Origin of the sequence: Wolbachia endosymbiont (group B) of Dolichovespula media (assembly GCF_947179505.1) — a bacterium.
Classification (GTDB): Bacteria; Pseudomonadota; Alphaproteobacteria; order Rickettsiales; family Anaplasmataceae; genus Wolbachia.
This window is the reverse complement of the sequence record NZ_CAMXBR010000001.1, coordinates 159,742-183,170: the sequence shown is the minus strand read 5'-3', so window position 1 is coordinate 183,170 and position 23,429 is coordinate 159,742. Positions and strand designations below refer to the sequence as shown.

The following is a 23,429-nucleotide window of genomic DNA, read 5'->3' as shown; positions in this document are numbered from 1 at the left end:
AAGGAGCAAAAAGAGAGGAGGAAAAGAGTGGAAAAAATCACACAAACGGAATGGGCAAGAGAGATAGGAGTTTCAAAGCAATATGTCTGTTATTTAGTAAAAAAAGGAATAGTTGAGTTGGAGGATGGTTTGATCAATAGAGAACAAGCAAATGAAGCGGTAGCAGCAATAAGAGATCCAAGTCAGCCACTGAGGAGGAAAAATCCAGAAAACGAAAATACAAGTAACCTTTCCACGATGTTGCTAAAAACGCGAATAAAAAATGAAATGGAACGTGGTAAACTGCTTGAGGCAAAAGCTAAGGCTGAGATAGGAGAACTTGTAGCAGTAGAGGAAGTGAAAAACGAAGCATTTAATGTAGCAAGAGTTGTCCGTAATAATTTGCTTAATATTCCAAATAGAGTTTCAGCACTACTTGCATCACTGAGTGACACTGAAAAGATTCATAAGACGCTAACTGAAGAGATTACAAACTCACTCCAAGAATTATCTAACGCTAAATTTTTATAATGTCTGTTTTAGAATTAATAAAGTGTCTCATTAATCAACCTGGAGTGGATGTTAATGTCAGAGGGTTAAACGGAAAAACACCATTACATTATGCAGTAGAAATTAACGAGCTTAGCATGGTTGCGCTCTTACTGAACAGGAAAAATATTAATCCACTAATTACTGATGATGATGGTAAAAGTGCGCTCTCTTGTGCAAGAGAAGAAATATTACAAGCACTAATCAATCACAAATACGGATCAGAGAAAGATAGCTTACTTCATTTAGCTGCGATGTTGAATGAAGCAAATGCTGTAAGGTTTTTACTCGACAAAGGGGTTAATGTTAATGAACAGAATGCTCTACTACATACCCCATTACACTTAGCAGCAGGAGCTGGACATGAAGAAATAGTAGAAATTTTAATTAGAGAAGGAAATGCGGATAAAGATGTTCTTGACGTGAGAAATCATGCAGCAATGCATTATGCAGTAAACAACAAGAAGCTAGAAGTAGTAAAATTACTTTCAAATCTTGGTGCGAATGTCAATATAGCTGGTAGCGGCAGAAATGCAATGAAATTATCTCCTTTGCACGTAGCTATAAGTGGCAGTAATTACGACGAAAGAGACTTATGTTTAGATATTGTAAGATGCTTAATAAATGTTCCTAATGCTGGAGTTAATTTACAAGACTATGAAAATAAAACACCACTACATTACGCTGAAAGACTTAAAACAATAGAGGTCTTACTAACGCGAGAAGATATAGATCCTTTAATTAAGGATGATAATGGCAAGACACCATTTTGTTATGCAAAAGAAGCAAATAGATTAGATATAGTAAAGATTTTAGCAAGATTTAGCTGCCAGAAAAGGATATGAAGACCTAATAGACGGTATTCTTGGTGAAGGAGTTGAAATAGATGCTGTAGATGAGAGTGGAAAAACGGGAATTTATGTTGCTGCAAAGCATGGTCACTTTAACGTAGTAAAGTTGTTGCTAAAGAGAGGAGCAGATGCCACGGATGTTTTTCAGTATGCAATAATAACGAACAATGCAAAATTAATAGAACTACTGAGTAAAGAGAAAGAAATAGTGTTATTTGGAAGACAGAAGAACTTTCCAACATTTCATTTATTGAGCAATAAATATTTTGAAGAAAGGAAAATAGCAGACAAAAAAATAAAGAAATATACCAATATCATCTGTGTCACTATAACAATATGCGCAATAGCGATAGTAGGAATTTACCCTAACATTATAGCTGCGGTAATGGTGGGAATAGTTGCGCTCATAGCTGCAATAATAATGAGTAATTTAATTCAGAAGTATATAGAAGAAGCACTTGAAAAGAAAATGTTTATTGAACTCGAAAGTGAGAAAACAAGTGAGTGCAGTTCTATTTTAAGTGATGTTGAAGTATCATCTAATGATGGTGAAGAGCTAGCAATATGATATACGCTACATCTTTTTCTGAAGGTTTAAGGCCAGATCCGCACCTTAAAGTATCAGAGTGGGCGAATGAGTATCGAGTTTTAGCGCCAACTGCAGCATCAGAGCCAGGTAAATGGAGAACAGAGAGAACACCATACCTTAAAGAGATCATGGATTCACTTTCTCCATCTTCACCTGCAGAAAAAGTAGTATTCATGAAAGGAGCGCAGATTGGGGGAACAGAAGCTGGCAACAATTGGATTGGCTATATCATCGATCAAACACCAGGACCAATGCTAGTAGTACAGCCAACAGTTGAAATGGGAAAGCGTTGGTCAAAAGGAAGATTTGCGCCACTGATTGAAAGTACACCATGTTTAAAAAGTAAAGTAAAAGACCCAAGATCAAGAGATTCAGGCAATACTGTACAAAGTAAGGAATTTCCAGGTGGAATAGTAGTAATAACTGGAGCAAATAGCAGTGTAGCACTGAGATCTATGCCAGTAAAGTATCTCTTTCTTGATGAGATAGACGCGTATCCAGGAGATTCAGGAGGAGAAGGAGATCCAGTACTGCTCAGTATTGCTCGAACTAATACATTTGCAAGGCGAAAGATTTTTTTAGTATCGACACCAACGATTCATGGAATAAGCAGAATTGAGAAGGAGTTTGAAGCAACAGATAAGAGATATTTTTTTGTACCATGTCCGCATTGTAATTACTATCAAGTTCTAAAATGGTCACAAATAAAATGGGAAGATAAAAATCCAAGTACAGCACACTATATATGTATAGAATGTGGTGAAAAGATAGAAAATCATCAAAAGACAGAGATGCTTGAGCGTGGAGAATGGAGAGCTACAAATCCAATGAAAGGTGAGAAAAAAGGATTTCATCTTTCAAGTCTTTATAGTCCAGTTGGCTGGTATAGCTGGACTCAAGCAGTAGAAGATTTTCTCCATGCCAAAGAAAGTGAACAATTACTGAAAGTTTGGATCAACACAACGCTTGGAGAAACCTGGGTAGATAAGGGAGAAGTACCAGACTGGAAGCAATTATTCAACAGAAGAGAATTTTTTCCCGTAGGCACAGTACCTAAGAGAGAAGTGGTACTTACTGCAGGTGTTGATGTTCAAAAAGATCGTTTAGAAGTAGAAGTTGTAGCATGGGGAAAAAGCCGTGAAAGTTGGTCAATAGACTACCGAGTATTTGAAGGAGATACAGGAGGAGGAGAAGTATGGGGAAAGCTTTCGGAGCTCCTCAATCATCATTTTATTGGTGAAAATGGTCTTGAATATATGATAAGTATGATGGCGGTTGATGCAGGGTATGCAACGCAGGAAGTGTATAATTGGGTAAGGAGTCATCAAGGCTCTGGAAGAGTAATGGCAGTAAAAGGTGTAAATAAAGCACTAGTGCCACTTAGCAGCCCAAGTAGAGTAGATATAACAGTTGGTGGTCAAAAGCTAAAGAGAGGAATAAAGCTATGGCCAGTAGGAGTATCGATATTAAAGTCAGAGCTTTTTCAATTACTTAATGTTTTAAAAGAAGGTGAAGAAGCTCCAGCAGGATATTGTCATTTTCCCGAATATGCACCTGAATATTTTAAGCAGCTAACAGCAGAGCAATTAGTCAGCAAAGTGGTAAAAGGATACACCAAACAAGAGTGGCAGAAGGTAAGAGAAAGAAATGAAGTACTGGATTGCCGAATTTATGCGAGAGCAGCATCTATTGCGCTTGGAATTGATCGTTGGCCAGAGAGTAAATGGAATAGTTTAAGTGAAAAACCAGAAAGCAAAAAATCAAAGAAAATAGTCAAAAGCAAGTGGATCAGCACCGGAACAGACAAAATCTGTTAAACCAGAAAGAAACGTCCTAATGCACATTGCAGTAATTTTTGGATATAATTTTATGAAGAAGTGCTTCTGCAGTTATAATCGAGTTCGCAATGGTGCAATAAATGCCCGTGGATCAGTATGATTTTGGAAGGGACGGTCAAACCATTGATGGAGCTTCTTAGCTACCTCGTTTAGAAGATTGTGTAATATAACCGCCCCAAGCTAAAGCACTTCTTCATTATAAGGTATATATAAGGGATTTTATATGGCAAAAGCAAAAAGTAAATTAGAAGTAGTGAATCCTAATGCAGCAGGGATTGATATTGGTTCATCTGTACATTATGCATGCGTACCAGAAGGGAGAGATAAACAACGCGTTCAAAAATTTGGGTGCTTTACAGTAGATCTTCATAACCTAGCAAAGTGGTTGAAAAAGTGTGAAGTTAGAACGATAGCCATGGAATCAACAGGAGTATATTGGATTCCTTTGTTTCAAATACTTGAATCATATGGATTCGAAGTTAAACTGGTAAATGCACGACATGTAAAAAATGTACCTGGAAGAAAATCAGACGTTCAAGATTGCCAGTGGTTACAGCAATTACATAGCTATGGGTTACTTCAAGGATCATTTAGGCCTGATAACCAAATTTGTGTACTACGTGGTTATAATAGACAACATGACAACCTGATAAAAAGTGCAGCTGTACACACTCAACGTATGCAAAAAGCATTAATTCAAATGAACATTCAATTACACAAGGTTATTAGTGATATTACAGGTGTAACTGGTATGCGAATCATTAAAGCAATAATTGCGGGTGAAAGAAACTCTAATAGATTGGCTGAATTGAGTGATAGACGAATAAAAAATGACAGATCAACCATAGCAAAAGCACTAACAGGTGACTATAGAGAAGAGCATTTGTTTACATTAAAGCAAGAATACGAAGCATATACTTTTTTTCAAGAGCAAATAAAAGAATGTGATAAAAGTATGGAAAACTATTATAAAACACTTGAAACAAGATCAAATGAAAATAAGCAATGCAGTAAAGTAAAGAGGTCTGCAGGAAACAAACCAAACTTTGCTGCACACGAAGAATTGTATCGAATAACTGGCATGGATTTCACCAAAGTTCCAGGGCTTAATACATCAAATATACAGACCATCCTCTCAGAAGTTGGTCTTAATGCTAATAAATGGCCATCAGAAAAACATTTTACTTCTTGGTTGGGATTATGTCCATTTAATAGGATTACAGGAGAAAGAGTGATTAGAAGTGGAACTCGTAAAGTAATTAACCGTGCTGCAAATGCTTTTCGACTTGCTGGTTATTCTATGTTGCACAGTAAAAGTGCATTAGGTGCGTACTGTAGAAGATTGAAAAATCGATTGGGAGCACCAAAAGCAATAACTGCTACAGCAAGAAAATTAGCATGTATTTTTTATCAAATGCTGAAATGTGGACAAGAATATGTAGAAAAAGGAATGGATTATTATGAAAAGTTATATAAGGAAAGAGTAGTAAAGAATCTGGGTAAAAAAGCCAATGAATTTGGTTATATCCTGATAAAAAAAGATGAGCTGATAGGGGAAGTTTCTTAGAAGTTATTTATTGCAAATCACTGACTTTTTTAATGGATTCTTTTTCTAAATAATTTCCAAAAATGTGTTTACTTTTGTTTGTAATTGTGTAGTAACTGCAACGTAAAGTTATAGGAGGTAAAGATGGATTTTGAAAATCTGAAAAAGATATTAAGTGCAATTGATAAAGATGCAAGTGTAAATAAAGATAACGTAATTAATAAAATAAAAGAAGTATTGCGAAGGGAAGATACAATAGCGTATCAAGAGTGGGAAAATAAAAATTTTAGTATAAATCATAGATTCATCCAAAGTGATCCTGATGCCGAATTTACATTATTAATTGCAGCTGCAGCAGCTGGCTGTAAGGATTTAGTGAATGTTTTATTAGATAGGCATGCGGATGTTCATGTAGAAGGTGAAAATAGAGAGACTGCTTTGCATCATGCCGTTTATAGTCGATGTGTAGGTGTAGTAAATGCTCTACTAAAAAAAGGTGCTGATGTTAATGTAAAAGACAGAGGTGGTAGTACTCCTTTGCATTATGCTACTATATATGAACTCATAGATGTAGTAAATGTTCTACTAAAAACAGGTGCAGATATTAATGTAAAAGATGAAAATGGTAGTACTCCTTTGCATTATGCTACTTTAAGTAACCATGTAGAGGTAGTAGATGCTCTGTTAGCTGAAGGCGCAAGTGTTCATGTAAAAGATAGAAATGGTAGTACTCCTTTGCATTATGCTGCTAAAAATGGCTATTTAGAGATAGTAGATGCTCTACTAGACAGAGGTGCAGATGTTTATGAAAAAGATAGTTTGCAGAAAACTCCTTTGTATTATGCCATTATAAATCACCAAGAAGATACGGTAGAGAGTATAAAAGGGTTTTTAAAAAATAAAGTAGTTCAAGGTAGTGTAGTTGTTGGTGGCTTAGTTGCCATGTTAGGGAATTTTGTAACATCGACGCTTTTTATAACCGAGACAATGGAAATTACATTAACATCTGTTACGGCAGCAATAGCTGTATCTGCATCAACAGCATTAACATCTGGTTATGCTAAATATCTAATGTCAAAATTCGATAACGAAATAAAAGAAATAAAAGAGCGACAAAACGTAATGGAAGGGAGGCAAAGCTTAACAGAAGGGTGGCAAAGTGTAGATCTACAAAGCATACGTATACATAATGCTCTTTCGTAACTTTTTACTTCCGCACTTCTTTAGTGTTGCTTATAATAACTATAGATTTAGATCTTAATTAGAGGCTTTAATTACCTACTTTAAGTTATTGAATTTCTTATCATAGCATCTATCATTCCAGTACCCTGGAATGAAAGAAAAAGAACACTGAATTAAAAATACAACATACCATCTTATATCTTAATACTGCATAATACCTCGATTATAGATTGATTAAGGACACCTTGAGTTATCTCTTTAGTTAGTCTTGCTTTACTATGAAAAGCTTGTACTCTTTAAATGTATTATTTATAAATTCACTGTTTATAAGCTAAAATATGTCTAGTAGAGCTAATATACCTTTTTTTATAGCTGGTGCTATTGCTTCTCTTACATTAATTACATCTGGAGTTTTTGCTGTAGCTCCTTACGTTGCATTTTTATCTTCAGTTGCAGCTTTAAATATAGCTCCCCCTGTTATTTTTATTTTGTTTGCGCTTTCTGCAGTAGTAATTGTGTTTTCATATAAAATGATTGAGCAAAGTAAAAAATCTCAAGAAAACTCGAAAGCTGAAGTCAAAGAGCTAAATAAAGAGTCAAGTAAAGAAGAATTAGAGAATGAAGAGGCTAAAGAAAATAAAAAGAAGCTTAGTGATCTAGAAAAAAAAGTCGAGAGAATTTCAGATAGTTTTGTAACGAAAGATAAAGTGGAGGGGTTAGAAAAAGTGGTTGGTGACCTTTCTGCACAGTTAATTAATAGTACTGCAATAGATGAAGTAGAAGAAAAGTTGAGTATGGAATTTTATGCAAAAGGTGAAGAAAGAGGGTGGAATACAACATTTAGTGATATTATATTACCAAATAACATAAAAGAAAAATTGAAAGGGATTTGTAAGTTACAAGGCAGAGGATATCTCTTGTACGGTCCACCAGGAACTGGTAAGACTAGTATTAGTAAGGCAATTGCAAATCAAACTAAATCTCTGTTTGCGTTTATGTCTGTTTCTGCATCTTGCTTGTCTAATCAATCAAATATAGATCAGGTTTTTGAGAAAGCAGAGGCAAACAGTCCGTGTATAATTTTTATAGATGAGATTGACGGCATTGGCAAAAAGCGCACTTCCATTGAAAATGCAGGACCTTTAACTCATTTACTCACTAAATTGGATGGAGAGTTTTTATCCTCAAAAAATATAACGGTAGTTGCTGCAACTAATCATAAGAATCATTTAGATCCTGCGCTTATTAGGGGTGATCGTTTGGAGTGTATTGAGGTTCCTGGGCTGGATAAAGACGATACACGTCAAAAAATATTACAAGAACGGCTCGAAAAATTAAAAGATAGCGATATGAAAATTCTTGTACAGGCTAGTAAGGGATTCGCAATGGCAAATCTGATTTGCTTAATCAATAAAATAAACGAAACTACAGAAAAGGAAGGCGAAATAAAATATCTTCGCACTTTCTGTAAAAATTTCAAAAAGGAGCATAACATAAAAGATGAGCTAGATAAGAAACATAGTAACGGAAAAACTAAAAACAAGGATATAAGGCTATCATCTGGAAGCTTATCTAGAAGTTCATCAGTAAGCTCTTCATTGAGTGATGTATCTTCTCGAGGAAGTAAGCGGCAAATCGAGGAATAAAGAGAATTACTACACAGTCTGGGATGACGCCATGCAAGTGACACAATTCGAATCATGTCATTCCAGTGCGTGACACTGGAATGGCTTTGTTGCATAGGTCAAATAAAAAGAACTGGCAGTTACTGACAAAATTCACTATAAGACAAGCATTTAACCTACTAAAGAAAAATATGCCACAAAAAATGAGAGTCAGTAACTGCCATGAATATAACAAATTTCTCCAAGAGAGGGGAAATATTTTTTATTACGTCAATGATGCCATAGAAAATTGGTACGAAAAAGGTCCAAAAATGGCTGGTGGCAACTATATTTATAGCGATAAGGTCGTGATTCTGGTTCACATAATAACTTATTTATTTAGAATAGATCTGAGACAAACAGCGGGATTTATAGCAGGGTACCTTGAGCAAGTAAGGAAAAACTTGCAAGTTATTAGCTATTCCCAGGCCTCAAGAAGGCTTAAAAAACTTAACATCAAAATTAATGATCGAAGACATGATAAAAATAATACAGAAGATATTGAGATTGCCATAGATAGTACTGATCTACAATAATATTCCAGGTCATAGCAAGGCAAATGGTACAGATAGAAAGTATCGCTGCTATGAGCAAACAAGAAAACTGCATGTAATGCTAGAGATAGGTAGCAAAAAAGTTATAGCAGCAAAATACAGTGGCGGAGTTTATTCTGACCACTATGGAGCATGTGATCTTATTGCAAGGATTGATGTTAAATATAATATAAGTACACTATATGCAGACAGGGCATATAATCGAAAGAAGTTATACAAACTGTGCGATGAGCTTGACATAAAGACAAGGATTCCTCCGCAAAATAATGCAATAGAGCATCCAAAGTTGGATTATATGGATGAGAGAAATTCTACAATCAAGCTCATAAAGTCATATGATGAAGATGGTATGAAGAGGTGGAAAAAAGAGATAAATTATGGGAAGAGATCTTATATAGAAAGTTTTTTCTCGCGACTGAAGCAAACATTTGGGTTTAGTTTTAGAAACAAATCTGAGGTTAATCGTGAGAGAGAACTGCTACTCAAGTGTTATTTGCTTAACAAATTTACTGATATAGGCATGGCTAAATTTGAGATAGCTTCATGAATTTATTCCACGTTACCTATTATCCGAAGAGTGATGCAACAAAGCCTGCTGGAATCCAGGAATTTTTTGAGCACGCAAGTTATGCCAAGTTTTTTGTTGGTAAGAAAGGCTGGATCCCAGTGTCACAAGCACTGGGATGACAGAAAGAGGGCTACTCGGGTGACATCGAAGGGGCTACTTGCATGACAACAAAGGGGCTGCTTGCATAACTCAAATTCAAAGAAAAATCATTTAATGTCATTCCAGCGCGTGACTCTGGAATCCAGAAATAAAGAACAATTGATCCCAGTGTCAGCTACTCGGATGACATCCTTTTTTTCCTGGATACCAGTCGCATGACACTACTATATAGTAGGTCCCAATTTCATCCCAGTCTGGGATCTTCTTTCAAAAATTCAAAATAATCTATCAAAAAGGAGAATATTATGTCTACAATAATTTTATCATCAATTTTAAGTAAAGCGGGCAGTATTTTTGGTCCAATTGGCCAGATTGTCGGCTCAGAACTCGGTGCTCTGCTTGGTGCACAGCTTGATAATGCAATATTTGGTCTTGATGCCGAGCAAAAGATAACGCATGAGGCGAGGCTGAAAAATCTGCAAGTTCAAACCTCAACTTATGGCAAAGCAATTCCAATTATCTATGGCACTGCTCGCGTTGCTGGAAACATTATTTGGTCATAGCCAATAAAAGAGGAGGCGATAACCACTCAAAATAAAACAGGAAGAGGTATAAATATTACATATAACTACTATGCAACACTCGCAATTGCAATTTGCAAGGGGAAAGTAGAAAAAATTAAATAGAATCTGGGCGGGTACAAAATCGCTTAGCTTTGACCAAATAGATTATACTTTTTACCACGGCAGAGAAGACCAAAACCCTGATCCGTTTATGTTATCAATTGAAGGTGAGAAGAATGTACAGCTTATAACCCCAGTTATGGATTAACCAACACAGTAAGGCTTAGAAATAGAAGGCTTTTTTGACTGCATGGAATATGAAATTAATGTAGAAAAATATGTACCAGAAAATTTATTGGCGATCTGTGCCGTGTATTTTCAAGCTCAAATTTATTTTTTAAACAACCAAAGACTGTCTCAATAATCGACCTTTTTCTCAATAAAGCCTTCTCTTTTAGTGAGATTAGTGCGTTTTTCATGCCTTTTTTCACTTTAGTGACAAGCTTTAAACCTCTATCGAAGAGTTCCTCAAAGAGCTCCTTTTTGATATAGCCTTTATCTCCGAACAAAAGTCCTGTCAGTCTTTTAGTTATAGTTGGCACAGGTTTTCTGTCATCAACGTTACCTTTGGTTAGAGTAAGTGATTGAATTTCTCCAATTTCGTTAATCACCAAGTGCAATTTAAAGCCAAAAAACCAACCATACGTGCTCTTACCAATTTCTGCTAAACCATCAAAAACTTTGTTCCTAGAGATCCTTTTCTTGTGGCAAATGGCAATCGTAGAAGTGTCAATGTAGGAAGTACCTGTCATTTTCGCTTGTTCGCAGAACCATTGAAGAAGTAATGCTAAATACCGTAAAACTCTCGGCTTTAAGGCAATAAATCTGTGATATGAAGGCATCTTTGAAAATTCTGATCTATAGAGTAACTTAAGGTAACAAAGATAAAAAGCCTTGAAGTTTTTACATGGCGATTGGTGGTATAACAGGATTATGGTTAGCATTTCTGAGTGCGCTATTTCTGGTACTCTGGTTGGTTTTTTGCCATTTGATAAGAACTTATTTGCAAAATTTTCATCTACTACACGACAAAAATCCTCGACGCAGCAGTAAAGTTCTGTAATATCTTTCTTCATGGGTAACCTCTTAAATTATTGCTAAAATACTTGAGTTTACCCTATTTCCCTCTTTATTAATTCTACTTTTATCTGTTTTCTAATCCATAACTGGGGTTATAGAGGAATATCTTACATAGTCATCAAAAATTTTCCTTTGGCAGACTATAGTAATCGTGTTCCGGTGTTTACATTTGAAGTGCAAACTGCACTGAAGCTCAGTGGATTCTCAGTAGCAGAAAACATTAAAAATATCAATATCATACCAGGTTCAGGGGAGTTTGTGTATGATACGAAAATACAGAAGAAAATTGCACGAGAAAAAATAAGCAGTAGTCAATATATTCCCTATGGACCGGCACAAAGAGTAAATCACAATAATCACACAAAAAAGAGCGATGCTATGCTTTCTTTGGACCAATTGAAGGAAAGTTTACCAAATGTTGAATGGGCATCGGTAGTGGTTAATTGGTTTGCAAGCAGTTTGAATATCAAAGATTGTAAAATATATCCTGCAGTTGAATTTCAAGACGATTCTGCTATAGTGCCTGATGATTGGCAAGTAGGAAATATAACCAGGGATAATGCCCAGCTCATTTCAAAAGATAATCATGGCAATCCAAGATATGGTGGTACAGTTAGCGATGCAGCACTAATAAGATATATAGAAGAGCTGCATAGCAGAGGTTATAAGGTGATGCTCTATCCAATGCTCTTGCTTGACACAAAAAACAAAGAGTGGCGAGGAAAATTGAGCGGTACTCCTCAGGATATAAGTGATTTTTTTGAGAATCAGTATAGCAAATTCATAGAGCATTACACGAGCATTGCCAAACAAACTAAAGTGGAAGGGTTTATAATCGGGTCTGAATTTGCGCAGCTCACCAGAGTGAAAGATGTAGAGGGTCACTATCCTGCAGTAGCAGAGCTAGTTAAAGTTGCAAAGCAAGTAAAATTTCAGCTTGGAAAAGAAGTAAACGTAACTTACGCTGCCGATTGGAGTGAGTATCATTCATATGATGGTTGGTATAATATGGATGAACTATGGTCTTCACAGTTCATCGATGTTATTGGCATAGATGCTTATTTTCCACTCACCGATGGCGAAGAACCTCCTTTTGGCTATTCTGCGAAAGATGTAACGGGTGGTTGGAGCAGTGGGGTAGGGTATGATTATTTTTACGATTACTCAAAAAGTGATCCTGAGAAAATAAAGTATAATAACAGCAAATATGCGTGGAAAAATATCGAGAAATGGTGGAGTGAAGTTCATGTAAATCCAGGTGGTAGTAAAACAAAATGGCAACCAAAAATGAAGAAAATATGGTTTACCGAATATGGATTTCCCAGTATGAACGGCTGCACTAATGAGCCCAATGTGTTTGTTGATAAAGGTAGTATAGAGAGTAAATATCCACGATACTCAAACGGAGAGGTGAGCTTTCTTTCGCAGAAAACTGCAATCGAAGGAACATTAAAAAAGTGGCAAAGCTCAGAAATGGTGGAGAAAATGTTCCTCTGGGCGTGGGATGCAAGGCCATTTCCTTATTTTCCCAACTTGTGTGATATGTGGGCTGACTGCCATAACTGGCAGACCGGGCACTGGATTCAGGGAAAAATTTCACAACTTAATGTTTCCGATGTTTTGTCTGATCTGTTGCAAAAGGTAGGTCTCAAAGGCGATCAGTTTGATACAAGTGATGTTAAAGGATTACTATCTGGGTATGTAATAAATGATCAGCAACCCGTACGCTCAATTATTAAAATGCTGCGAAGGTGCTATTTTTTTGATGTGGTTGAACAGAACTCAAAACTGAAATTTATTCAAAAGGGCAGGGGAGTGACAACTGAAATACCAATTGGCGAGATGGTTACCAATAACGTTGCAAAACTTGTTAATATTAGTCAGCTAGATTTAAATAGTAAAGTCAATGTTGTCTATTTTAACCGCAATTTTGGCTATCCAATTGATGTGAAATATGCTGAACTGCCAAAGCAGGGCAATGCTGCAACAGTTGAAATACCTCTCATTATGGAGGAAGGGGAGGCGCAAAATATAGCTGAAGTTTTACTTTATTCTTCGTGGTAAGAGAGAAATGTATACAACTTTAAGCTCCCGATAAAATATGCATGGCTTTTACCAAGTGATGTCATAGCAATTTCAGATGGCGAGAAAAGACATACGATGAGAATTATAAAAACAAAGTTTGAAAGCATGTCCATTCAAGTAATGGGAGTTAGTTATGATCCCTCTATATACAAGCTCTCCTTTCCTTCAACAAGATCACTTATGCTTAAAGAATACCCTCCTTCTCACATCAGTAAATCTATCGTAGAAATGATAGATTTACCGTATATTAAAGATAATATCTCAAGCTTTACTTTAATTAGTGAAGAGGAAAGTTGGAAAGGAGCAACGCTCTTTATTTCGTATGATGATAAAGATTATAAGCCTATCGCAAGCGCAAATACACAATCTACTTACGGATATGTTATGGAATCTAGCAATGAGGAGATTACAGTAGTGCTGCGTTTTGGTGAGCTAGATGCAACTGCGTTAGCACTGATTGGCAAAGAGGTAATAAAATTACAAAGTGCAAAGCTTATAGATAAGAATAAATACAAATTGAGTGACCTAATTAGAGGTCAAAAAGGCACTAAGAAATATGAACACACTGCAGGTGAAAAATTCGTTCTGCTTGATCATTCAATAATTTCTTTCAAAGTACAAAGGGGTAAAAAGTTTTATCTCAAAGCAGTCACCTACGGTGACTCATTGGATAATACGAAAGCGAAACTATTGATCAAGAACTTCAGCTAACCAACAGGTATATTGATTTACACTTTATTAAAAAATCCACTATAATATTAATATAGCAATATAGTAAGGTAAAATAATGATCGGTAATGTAAAAAAATTATCAAATAAAGCACCAATAATACTAACATGGGTGCCAAGAGTGCATGGTGCATCTTTACCGAATGGTAAAAATAGTACCCTGAATTATTTAGAAATAATTAAAAATCATAAATTAACAAATAAAGAGGAGAGAGACATATATCTGGTTATAAATGGTCCTGGATTTGAAGAAAATCAAATAGATAGTTTAAAACATGAGCTGAAAGGAATTGAAGGAGTACATGTTATAGACTTGCATCAATGGACTGGAGCGAAATAGATACAGGATGGAAAATAGATGGTAAAGACATTAGCATAAAGGATTTCTTCAAAAATATGTATAATATGTCGGAGGAGCAAAGGATGTATTTTGCTATTGAAATAGATACTTTTAGATTAATTGCTCTTGCTCTTTCAGAAAAAATGACAGGAGAGAAAGGTGCAATATATAGACTTTGATTCTTTAAAACCCATTCCCACTCATATAGGGAAGGATATAACAATTTCTGAGGGGATATTGTTGGGACCGATTGTTGTAGGTATTAACGATAGTGGAAAAATCGTTTATACACAGTTAAATAATGACTTAATTGCGATAAATGATTTAAGCATAGCAGTTGATATCTTATCTAAGTATAAAAGTGAAATACTAAGTCAAAAAGAAATGTGCGGTAAATTAGTAGAGTATTTACCTTCAGCTATAATTAAACTAGGTGATTGCATCAGTATGCTTGAAAAAGAGGAAGAGATGAAAAAGGAAGAAGAGAAAGATGAAATAAAAAGGATTATCAAAGAAGTGAAGAATCAGAAAGAGTATTCAGAAAGGTGTGTAGAAGATTTAAGCAATGGTAGAATAGCGACGTTATATGAACAAGCTTTTTTTCCCTTCCTTACCCAATTTGGAGCAAATTTAGGTCAACGAAATGTTGTGAGGATAGTGCATGATAAATTAATTGGTCAAGAAGAAAGCAAATGGAAGTCATTTGCTTTTGGAGAGAACAATGGTAACTATAGAATGACTCTAGCAGAAAGTGATTTATCCTGGATGAAAGGAAAAGATCTATACCGTGAACGAGTAGATAACAAGCTGGAAGGAGCAGAAGTAGACAGGGTAGCAATGGAAAAGCTATCGCTTACATAACAGTTATTAAAGGACTTTTCTATATTGAAAATAGAAAGTCCTTTAAAGCAAAGGTTCTAAATAATTGACAGTCAATAAAATATAATACTAGTATTAATCTATGTGATAGAGGGAATAATATGTCAAAAAAAATAGTTAATGCACTGAAAGATAAGGAGAGGGAGAGGAGATATGCTGATTTGAAGTCTACAGAAAGTTCTGATTATAGAACATATAAGGATTTGGATATGGACTTCAATAGTGAATATGAATTTGTTTGTGACCTTGTTATTAATGGGAAGGCAATAACTAATGATTTCATTAAAATTTATATTTAAAACATGAAAATCTCATTACAAAGGACAAAAAAGGGAGTTATCGTCTGTTTCTTAAGCAAATCTTCACGGAACACGCCGGTGCAGCAGTTCCAAATGACTCTATTATGGAAGAATTGATAACTTATTATAACAGGTCTGGGTACAAGCAATTCATTTCTTCTCAAAGTCAAGCACTTCATTCTTTTGGATTGTGCATGTATTCATTCCACTATTTAGTTCCTTCTTACAGAGAAAGGACCTATATAAGTTGTGAAGATCGAAATTGTCTGAAGTTCAGTTTTAGCGTAAATGATGGCATATATAACGATAATAAAATTTTAGTATGTGATTTACAAAACTCAGTGGAGTTTAAACTAAAATGTGAAGTATGAAGAAGGTAAGGTGTCTCTTACTATATTCCTAAGGAGCTGAAAAACTACAAAGCAAATGATAAGAATTTGTTTGATGTTATTATTGAGTATTTTCAGAAATTTTGCGAAAAATTTGGATTTCACTTTTGTGAGGAAAAATTTGAGCATAGTCTGGATAAGCCACTTGGAGCATTAAGTGATATAAATACATTCCAAGATAAGAATCTAAACTTGAAGAATTTAAAATAAGATATTGAAATCTCTGCTTTTTTTAATAAGGTGAGTATAATAAAAAGTAAATCAAGTTTTACAGAAAACCTTTACTTATGATGAAAAGTACGTAATACGTATATAATATAAGATTGTGATATGTCAAAAAAAATAGTTAATGCATTAAAATCTGAAGTAAAAAAGCTCAAATATGCTGATTTAAAGTCTATATCAATAAAATCAGATAATTGGAACTTTAGTTACAAAACATATATTGACCTTGGTAGATCACACAACCTTACTATTAATGAGAAAGAAGTGCCTAATGAGCTTATCGAGGAGCTATATTCAAAACATAAAGATCTCATTTTAGGGAATGAAAAAGGAAAAAGAAACTATTGTTTGTTTCTTAAAGTAGTCTTTATGGAAATGTTTATACGTGTTGGTGCAACAGTTCCAAATGACCCTATTATAGAAGAATTGATAACTAGTTATCATCAAGAAGGATATAATCATTTTTTGTTTCTGCATTTATTAAAGGCTCTTTTTCCACTTGGCTTGCTTGTGTTAGATTCTGATATAATAATAACTTATAGTATGGATTGTCATAGTTCCAATTGTCTAAAACTCAGTTTTAGCATGGAATGTATAAGGGTACTTAGCAGTGATCTTGCTAATGATATCAAAACACCAGGTTTTTACAGTTCAGTAGAATTTAAACTGAACTGTAAGGGTAGAAATGTAACATATGAAGATGGTAAAGTGCTTATTAATATTCCGAAAGAGCTGAAAAATCATAAAGCAAGTGGTAGAAGTTTGTGTGACATTACTATTGAGTATTTTCAAGAATTTTTTGGAAATTTGGGATTTAAATTTGAGATAAAAGTGGAACATAGTCTAGGGGAGCCATTGAAGGTATTAAATGATGTAAGTGTGCTTTGCTCTCAGTTAGAATGTATCCGTTCAGCAGAGTGGTAAAATAAATTAGACGAAACTAATAAGTGGGTATCATGAAAGTAGCTATCATTCAGTCTTTTCATGCAAAAAACAATGATGTCATTCCAGCGCGTGACCAGTTCTGATTGCCTGTTCTGGATCCCAGTATCAAGTACTGGGATGACAAGAGTAAAGAGAACACTGAGATGACAAAGCACTGGTATGAAGGCTTAGTAATTTATGACGGTGTCATTCCAGCGCGTGACCAGTTCTGATTGCCTGGTCAGTCCTCTTGATTTCAGTGTTAGGCTACTCGAATAACAGGTGTTACTGAAATAACACCGATGGGCTACTGGAAGGATAAGAGGCTACTTGAATGAAAAGAAAGGGAGCAATGGCTTGCACATTTCCTTGAACAGATAGGTTAAATTAGGTTGAAGTTTTAGCAGCAGCAAGTCTGTTAAAATCTTCTTCAGCGTGGTACGATGACCGCGTTAATGGGCTTGATGCAACTACCAAAAAGCCTTTGGAATAAGCAATATATTTATAATGCTCAAACTCTTCTGGGGTAACATATCTATCAACCTTTACATGCTTTGGAGTTGGTTGCAAATATTGACCAATTGTAATGAAGTCAACTTCGGCGCTACGTAAATCATCCATAACCTGAAAGATTTCTTCTTTTGTTTCTCCAAGACCAACCATAAGCCCTGACTTCGTAAAAAGTTTAGGATTAATCTGTTTCACCATCTTTAGCAAATATAGTGAATGAAAATAACGAGCTCTTGGTCTTATTTTTGCATACAGCCTTGGTACTGTTTCGATGTTGTGGTTATAAACATCAGGTGATGCAATAGCTATTGCTTCAAACGCTCCTTTCTTATTTAAAAAATCAGGAGTGAGGATCTCTATTGTTGTTTCCGAAGTTATCTTTCTAATTTCTTCTATACACCTTATAAACTGATTTGCACCACCATCTGGTAAATCGTCACGGTCAACAGAGGTAATGACAACGTGCTTTAAATTTAACTTTTTTATTGCTTTTGCTAAATTTTCTGGTTCATGAGGATCGAGCTTATCAGGAATGCCAGTTGCAACGTTGCAAAACGCACAAGCACGAGTACAAACAGAACCGAGAATCATCACAGTAGCATGACGTTTATTCCAACATTCACCAATATTTGGACACGCAGCTTCTTCGCATACTGTATGTAAGTTATGTAGCTTAACAGTGTTTAAGGTTTCATTGAATATTTTACCAGCTGGAGCTTTTGCTCTGAGCCATATAGGCTTACTATGCATCTGAAACAGCTAATTCTACCTCTTGTTTTGCTAAAACTTTCTTTAATCTTCTTTTTATCTTTTGTGCTTCTTTACTTAGTTTAATTGTTTTTGTATTGAGCAAGAAAGCATCAAGATCACCTTTATAGTCTATAGTTCTTAAAGTTCTTGTTGCTATACGAAAGCTAAACTTTTTGTCTAATATATTACTCGTCAATGTAACTTTATGTAAATTTAAGAGAAAGGTACGCTTTGTTTTACGATTTGAATGCGATACCTTATTACCAAAAGACTTTTTTCTATTTGTTAACTCACAAATTCTACTCACTTCAATATACCAATTTATCCTATGTAACTAGGTTAACCTGATATAGTTAAATAGTCAACTCCCTTGCTTGATTTTTATACCATATACTGCCTTATAGCCAAAAAACACTGTAATTTTTTCTATTACAAGAGAAACCATATGCTGCATTTCTAATGCTTTACTGCCATTTGTTACTAACAGATACAGCACACCAGAGTTTACGTTTTGTGCGTATGAGATCTTTTGTGGTTTTGTACATTCTGCTAATTCCTCTCCAACTATACTTTTCCAGTTTAAAATAAGACGTATTTCATTTTTGCTGATCTTATTTTTCATGCATTTTAATGCATAGTTTTCTATTATAGATTTTAATTTCTTTGGCCCGCTATATTTAAACATCTTTCCAGTGCTTAAAATTAAATTATATTACAACTTTCTTATACAAAAAACTAACTTATTGTTTTCATGACCCTCGGCCTCACACATAAAAAGCAGTATTTGTATATCTAGCATTTGCCAGAATTTTGTGTTTCCTACCTTGTAATCATTTTTAATTTTAATTTGTTAAATTATTATGAAGCTAAGTAAAATTCGAGTAAAGTATAGTATTTCCAAGAAGATTATCTTTTTACTGTATGCCGTAATTTTCTTATAGCTATCTGTTTTTTAAGATCTTTCTGCAATCCAAGCTGCTTGAATGGCCTCTAATATTTTTTCATTACAATACTTTTCATCATCATCAAACTCTTCTAAATCCAAGACTTTTCTTTTAAGTTCAGTGAATCTAATACTAATTATATCTTCATTTGGAAATTTCTCTTCTAGAGCTTCTGCAATATCTTCTATATCAAGCCATTTCATACTTTTTTAATAAATTAAACTGGTGCCCATGGGGAGACTTGAACTCCCAAGGTCGCAAAACCCACGGATTTTAAGTCCGCTGCGTCTACCGATTCCGCCACACGGGCTTTATTTATCTAGAGTAAAATTCTACTACTAAATTGACTTCCATGTCTGCTGAATATGGGACTTCGGAATATTGAGGCGCTCTCAAATACTTCACTGAAAGTGCTTTGCTATCTGCCTCTAAATAATCTGGAGCCTTACGTTCTTGTTTTTGTTCAGCCTCTATTAATATAGGAATTTTTGCTGCTCTTTCCCTTATTTTTACTATATCACCAGGCTTCACTCTATAACTTGATATGTTAACCACCTTATCATTAACTGTAACATGTTTATGAGATATAAGCTGTTTTGCCGAGTAAATTGTTGGCACAAAGCCAGAGTGATATAAAACAGAACTTAACCTTGATTCTAAGGCACCAATAAAATTATCAGCCGTATAACCTTTTCTTTTGTAAGCATCTAAAAATGTACGTCTAAGCTGTTTGCTTGAAATTGCATAGTAGAACTTAAATTTTTTATGTGCAGCAAACTGCTTACCAAAGTCAGATAACTTCTTAAATCCAAGAATACCATGCTGACCTGGAGGGTATTTTCTTTTATTGACCGAATCTTTTGCTCTACCCCATAAGTTTACACCAAGCCTGCGACTGATTCTATACTTTCTATTGATAACAGTTGTCATACAAAAATTCTCACAATCTAACTATAAATTATTAATGATTTTAACATTAAGTGTCAACTTGTTTTTGCCACTATGATATAGTATACTTCACTTTTAAGTTTTCCTATTAATACATGAATCATCTACTATTAAAATCCATGGCAAATGCTGTCCGCTTTTTATCAATTGATGCAGTACAAAAAGCAAATTCTGGACATCCAGGTATGCCACTTGGCATGGCAGATGTTGCCACTGTATTATTTGCTAAATATCTAAACCATAACCCTGATGATTCTCAATGGATCAGTAGAGATCGTTTCGTCCTATCAAATGGTCACGGTTCAATGTTGCAATACTCTATATTATATCTGACAGGCTACATTAGTATAGATGAACTAAAAAACTTCAGGCAACTTACATCAAAAACTCCAGGTCACCCAGAATTTGGCTTAACTTTTGGTATAGAAGCAACAACAGGCCCGCTTGGTCAGGGATTTGCCACTGCTGTTGGCATGGCACTTGCTGAATCGATTCTTGCAAAGCAGTTTGAAATCAGTCACTACACTTACGTAATGCTAGGAGATGGTTGTCTTATGGAAGGTATAAGCCATGAAGCAGCGTCCCTTGCTGGGCATCTTAAATTAAATAAGCTGATAGCACTTTTTGACGACAATGACATCTCTATAGACGGCTCTACTAGCCTCTCTTGCTCTGATGATGTAGAAAAGCGTTTTTCAGCGTATGGATGGAATGTTGACAAAATCGATGGGCATGACTTTGATGCTATATCCCTTGCAATAGAGCAGGCGCAAAAGTCTGATAAACCTACACTAATCTGTTGCAAAACTATTATCGGAAAATTTTCAAGCCGTGCTGGCACATCTTCTGCTCATAGTGGTGCCTTTACAGAGGAAGATGTAAAACAGATGAGAGAAAAATTGAATTGGAACTATGAACCATTTTATGTACCAGAAGATGTGAAAAACGCTTGGATGGAAACAGTTAAGAGGGCAAAACAAAACTATACATCCTTGATCAATGAAGAACTACAAAGAAGACTTGAGAAACGTTTGCCGAATAACATCGAGAGTGATTTGGCTAACCTGAGGAAACAAATATGTGAGCTCATGCCAAACGAAACTACTCGATCTTCTTTCGGCAGAGTAATGGAACTATTAACTAAGTCTATGCCAGAACTAATTGGTGGCTCTGCTGATCTTACCGGTTCAAATTGTACTAAATATAAGCACATGCAGGCAATAGATAGTAATAATTATAGTGGCTCTTATGTACACTATGGAGTGAGAGAGCACGCTATGGCAGCTTGTATGAATGGTATGGCTCTTCATGGTGGGATTATTCCTTATGGTGGAACTTTTTTAGTATTTTCCGACTACTGCCGCCCTGCTATACGTCTTTCAGCCTTGATGAAACAGCAGGTTATATATGTAATGACTCATGACTCAATTGGAGTAGGAGAAGATGGTCCAACTCACCAGCCAGTAGAGCATTTAGCCTCTTTGCGAGTTATACCAAATTTATATGTTTTTAGGCCAGCTGATGCAATTGAAACTTTAGAGTGCATTAGCATTGCACTTGAAAAAAAAGAGTCACCTGCACTATTTGCGCTTTCAAGGCAAAATATTAATTACATGCACTCTTATACTGACCAATTGGCCAACCTATCAAAATTTGGTGCATATATACTATGCGAATATTCAGGGAAGCTAGAAGTGACGATATTTGCTACCGGATCTGAAGTTGAAATTGCAGTTGGGGCAAGAGAAAAATTACAGGAAAAAGGTGTAGGTACAAGGGTCATTTCTATGCCGTGTTGGAGGCTTTTTGACGAGCAAAGTGATGAATATAAAGGGGTAGTATTAAATAATGACAGTATTAAAGTTGCAATTGAAGCTGGAAGTGAAGTGGGTTGGCATAAATATATAGGTTCAAACGGTATATTTATTGGCATGAAAAATTTTGGAGAATCAGCACCTTATGAAGCTCTTTATAAGCATTTTAATATTAGCGCTGATTATGTAGTAAAATGTGTTTGTGAAAACGCTTTTTATCATTCCACTGCGCATAAAGTTACTTAATGCACTCAGCCAGTGCCGTTATTATGATATATATAACAATGTTACAAAAATAATATCATAGAATTCAAGAATTACTACGTGCTAAAAAAAGCAAAATGCTGTTTATAAGAATAAATGGCAAACACTCAACCAATTTCTATTTGTAAATCAGGTGAAGTCAAACCTATAAAAAATTTGGGAGTGTTCATACGCGTCAAGAAAGGTGGTTTTTTTAAAAATATCTTAAATTTTTGATCAAAAACTACCTCACTCTACACTTCCGCCATTTTCTTCAATTTAAGCTACAGCACCAGCAAGGACTTTTTAACTTGCCAAACAGGTACAGATTTAAAACCTTAAAAAACATTTAAGCAGTTAAAAACTCAGTATAGTTTGAGTTTGATCAATTTCAACATTACTAAGTGTTGTATTTGCCTTATACAAACAGTAACATCCTGCTGCAAGAAAAATTAATGCGGCTACAGTGAATGAAAGACACATTGCTAAATGAAACATTGTCAAACTTGCACCAACAGCAGATGCTCCAGACAATACAAAAGAAATAGAGGCGTAACTACCTTGCCTTTTACTATTGTTGCTTGCTCCTAAGAATTTTTCATATTTACTATTTAGCTCTTTATTTTTACCTTCAAATTGTTTTTGTAGATCTTTAACACGATTCTCTAATGTGCTTTCATGTTTCTTGAGTTCGGTTGTTACCATACTCTCTAATTCACTCTGTAGTTGAGTACTTTTTTCATTGATAGTCTTTAGATTATCCTTTAATTGAGTGTATTCTTTAGTACATTGAGTTACTTTAATTAAGTCTTTCCTTACAGAATCTAGGCCCTGTTCTAAGTCACTGTTCCTAGAGTCAAGTTCTTCAAATCTTTCCTCACGTTCTTTCTGTAGCGCATTAATTTTAGTTTGTATACCATTAAGTAATTTAGTCACTTTAGCCAACTGTTGAGTAACTACAACATCTGAACTACTATTTGCAGAGCTATGACTTTCTACATTATCTGCATTATCAATATTAACATCACTGCTACAATTGGGTTTAGGACTATTAAGTAATTCTAGACCACCATTAACTTGCTCACTTTCAGGCCCTTGAGATTTCTTCTTCTTAATTGCCTTAATGAAGTGATTCGTGTTAATAGTGATTTTTCCTTCAATTTTAGAAGAATATATAATATCCCATGCTGTGTTATTTATTAAATCAACTATGTTTTTTTTAATTTTT

Annotated in this window: 14 protein-coding genes, 1 tRNA gene and 7 pseudogenes; 14 read left to right on the top strand and 8 right to left on the bottom strand. The window is 35.1% G+C overall.

What is annotated here, in order from left to right; genetic code table 11:
* The first annotated feature begins 27 nt into the window (after window positions 1-27).
* The 9 genes and pseudogenes from OM967_RS00910 to OM967_RS00865 all read left to right on the top strand — a co-directional run bounded on the left by OM967_RS00910 (window position 28) and on the right by OM967_RS00865 (window position 9,982).
* Window positions 28-510, top strand: a complete 483-nt coding sequence (locus OM967_RS00910; protein WP_264337365.1) for a hypothetical protein — start codon at window positions 28-30, stop codon at window positions 508-510.
* Window positions 510-1,947: pseudogene (locus OM967_RS00905) on the top strand (ankyrin repeat domain-containing protein). The gene OM967_RS00910 and the pseudogene OM967_RS00905 overlap by 1 nt, the downstream one beginning before the upstream one ends.
* The gene (locus OM967_RS00900) at window positions 1,944-3,785 is read left to right on the top strand and encodes a phage terminase large subunit family protein (RefSeq protein WP_264337364.1); all 1,842 of its coding nucleotides are present in this window, start codon (window positions 1,944-1,946) and stop codon (window positions 3,783-3,785) included. Before OM967_RS00905 ends, OM967_RS00900 begins: the two are co-directional and overlap by 4 nt.
* Window positions 3,786-4,029: 244 nt before the next feature.
* Window positions 4,030-5,373 carry an IS110 family RNA-guided transposase gene (locus tag OM967_RS00895; protein WP_262986668.1) on the top strand — a complete coding sequence of 448 codons (1,344 nt, stop codon included), beginning with the start codon at window positions 4,030-4,032 and terminating at the stop codon, window positions 5,371-5,373.
* Window positions 5,374-5,496: 123 nt separating this feature from the next.
* The gene (locus tag OM967_RS00890) at window positions 5,497-6,555 is read left to right on the top strand and encodes an ankyrin repeat domain-containing protein (protein WP_264337363.1); all 1,059 of its coding nucleotides are present in this window, start codon (window positions 5,497-5,499) and stop codon (window positions 6,553-6,555) included.
* A gap of 317 nt (window positions 6,556-6,872) precedes the next feature.
* Complete coding sequence (locus OM967_RS00885; RefSeq protein ID WP_264337362.1) at window positions 6,873-8,180, top strand: AAA family ATPase; 1,308 nt, start codon at window positions 6,873-6,875, stop codon at window positions 8,178-8,180.
* A 170-nt stretch (window positions 8,181-8,350) separates the two neighbouring features.
* Window positions 8,351-9,299, top strand: a pseudogene (locus OM967_RS08165) (IS5 family transposase).
* Entirely contained in the window at window positions 9,296-9,439 is a 144-nt protein-coding gene (locus OM967_RS00870) for a hypothetical protein (RefSeq protein ID WP_211907985.1), read from the top strand. The pseudogene OM967_RS08165 and the gene OM967_RS00870 overlap by 4 nt, the downstream one beginning before the upstream one ends.
* Window positions 9,440-9,724: 285 nt before the next feature.
* Window positions 9,725-9,982: a hypothetical protein gene (locus OM967_RS00865; RefSeq protein ID WP_250120408.1), complete on the top strand. Its 258-nt coding sequence runs from the start codon at window positions 9,725-9,727 to the stop codon at window positions 9,980-9,982.
* A gap of 264 nt (window positions 9,983-10,246) precedes the next feature.
* Here OM967_RS00865 and OM967_RS00860 read toward each other — a convergent pair.
* Window positions 10,247-11,118 (bottom strand): annotated as a pseudogene (locus OM967_RS00860) (IS982 family transposase).
* 97 nt (window positions 11,119-11,215) lie between these two features.
* Between OM967_RS00860 and OM967_RS00855 the strand changes: the two are divergent.
* The 4 genes and pseudogenes from OM967_RS00855 to OM967_RS00825 form a co-directional block, all read left to right on the top strand.
* Window positions 11,216-13,918 (top strand): annotated as a pseudogene (locus tag OM967_RS00855) (glycoside hydrolase/phage tail family protein); the annotation flags it as partial.
* Between the two features lie 76 nt (window positions 13,919-13,994).
* Window positions 13,995-15,137 (top strand): annotated as a pseudogene (locus tag OM967_RS08090) (hypothetical protein).
* Between the two features lie 119 nt (window positions 15,138-15,256).
* Window positions 15,257-16,053, top strand: a pseudogene (locus tag OM967_RS08085) (hypothetical protein).
* A gap of 120 nt (window positions 16,054-16,173) precedes the next feature.
* On the top strand, window positions 16,174-16,992 hold the full coding sequence (locus OM967_RS00825; protein ID WP_264337359.1) for a hypothetical protein: 819 nt from the start codon (window positions 16,174-16,176) through the stop codon (window positions 16,990-16,992).
* A 387-nt stretch (window positions 16,993-17,379) separates the two neighbouring features.
* On the opposite strand, the gene lipA is transcribed toward OM967_RS00825, so the two are convergent.
* The 6 genes from lipA to rpsD form a co-directional block, all read right to left on the bottom strand.
* Window positions 17,380-18,252 carry a lipoyl synthase gene (gene lipA, locus OM967_RS00820; protein WP_250120402.1) on the bottom strand — a complete coding sequence of 291 codons (873 nt, stop codon included), beginning with the start codon at window positions 18,250-18,252 and terminating at the stop codon, window positions 17,380-17,382.
* Complete coding sequence (gene rpmB, locus OM967_RS00815; RefSeq protein ID WP_015588578.1) at window positions 18,245-18,559, bottom strand: 50S ribosomal protein L28; 315 nt, start codon at window positions 18,557-18,559, stop codon at window positions 18,245-18,247. Before rpmB ends, lipA begins: the two co-directional genes overlap by 8 nt.
* Before the next feature lie 54 nt (window positions 18,560-18,613).
* Window positions 18,614-18,937 (bottom strand): DUF721 domain-containing protein, encoded by a 324-nt coding sequence (locus OM967_RS00810; RefSeq protein WP_143689050.1) that lies wholly within the window; start codon window positions 18,935-18,937, stop codon window positions 18,614-18,616.
* Between the two features lie 267 nt (window positions 18,938-19,204).
* The gene (gene iscX, locus OM967_RS00805; protein WP_007302643.1) at window positions 19,205-19,399 is read right to left on the bottom strand and encodes a Fe-S cluster assembly protein IscX; all 195 of its coding nucleotides are present in this window, start codon (window positions 19,397-19,399) and stop codon (window positions 19,205-19,207) included.
* 20 nt (window positions 19,400-19,419) lie between these two features.
* A tRNA-Leu gene (locus OM967_RS00800) sits at window positions 19,420-19,506 on the bottom strand.
* Window positions 19,507-19,511: 5 nt separating this feature from the next.
* Window positions 19,512-20,126 (bottom strand): 30S ribosomal protein S4, encoded by a 615-nt coding sequence (gene rpsD, locus OM967_RS00795; RefSeq protein ID WP_006012690.1) that lies wholly within the window; start codon window positions 20,124-20,126, stop codon window positions 19,512-19,514.
* 113 nt (window positions 20,127-20,239) lie between these two features.
* Here rpsD and tkt point away from each other — a divergent pair, with 113 nt between their 5' ends.
* Window positions 20,240-22,204: a transketolase gene (tkt, locus tag OM967_RS00790; protein WP_264337358.1), complete on the top strand. Its 1,965-nt coding sequence runs from the start codon at window positions 20,240-20,242 to the stop codon at window positions 22,202-22,204.
* A 354-nt stretch (window positions 22,205-22,558) separates the two neighbouring features.
* Here tkt and OM967_RS00785 read toward each other — a convergent pair.
* Window positions 22,559-23,404 (bottom strand): annotated as a pseudogene (locus OM967_RS00785) (TomO hydrophobic C-terminal domain-containing protein); the annotation flags it as partial.
* Window positions 23,405-23,429 lie beyond the last annotated feature (25 nt).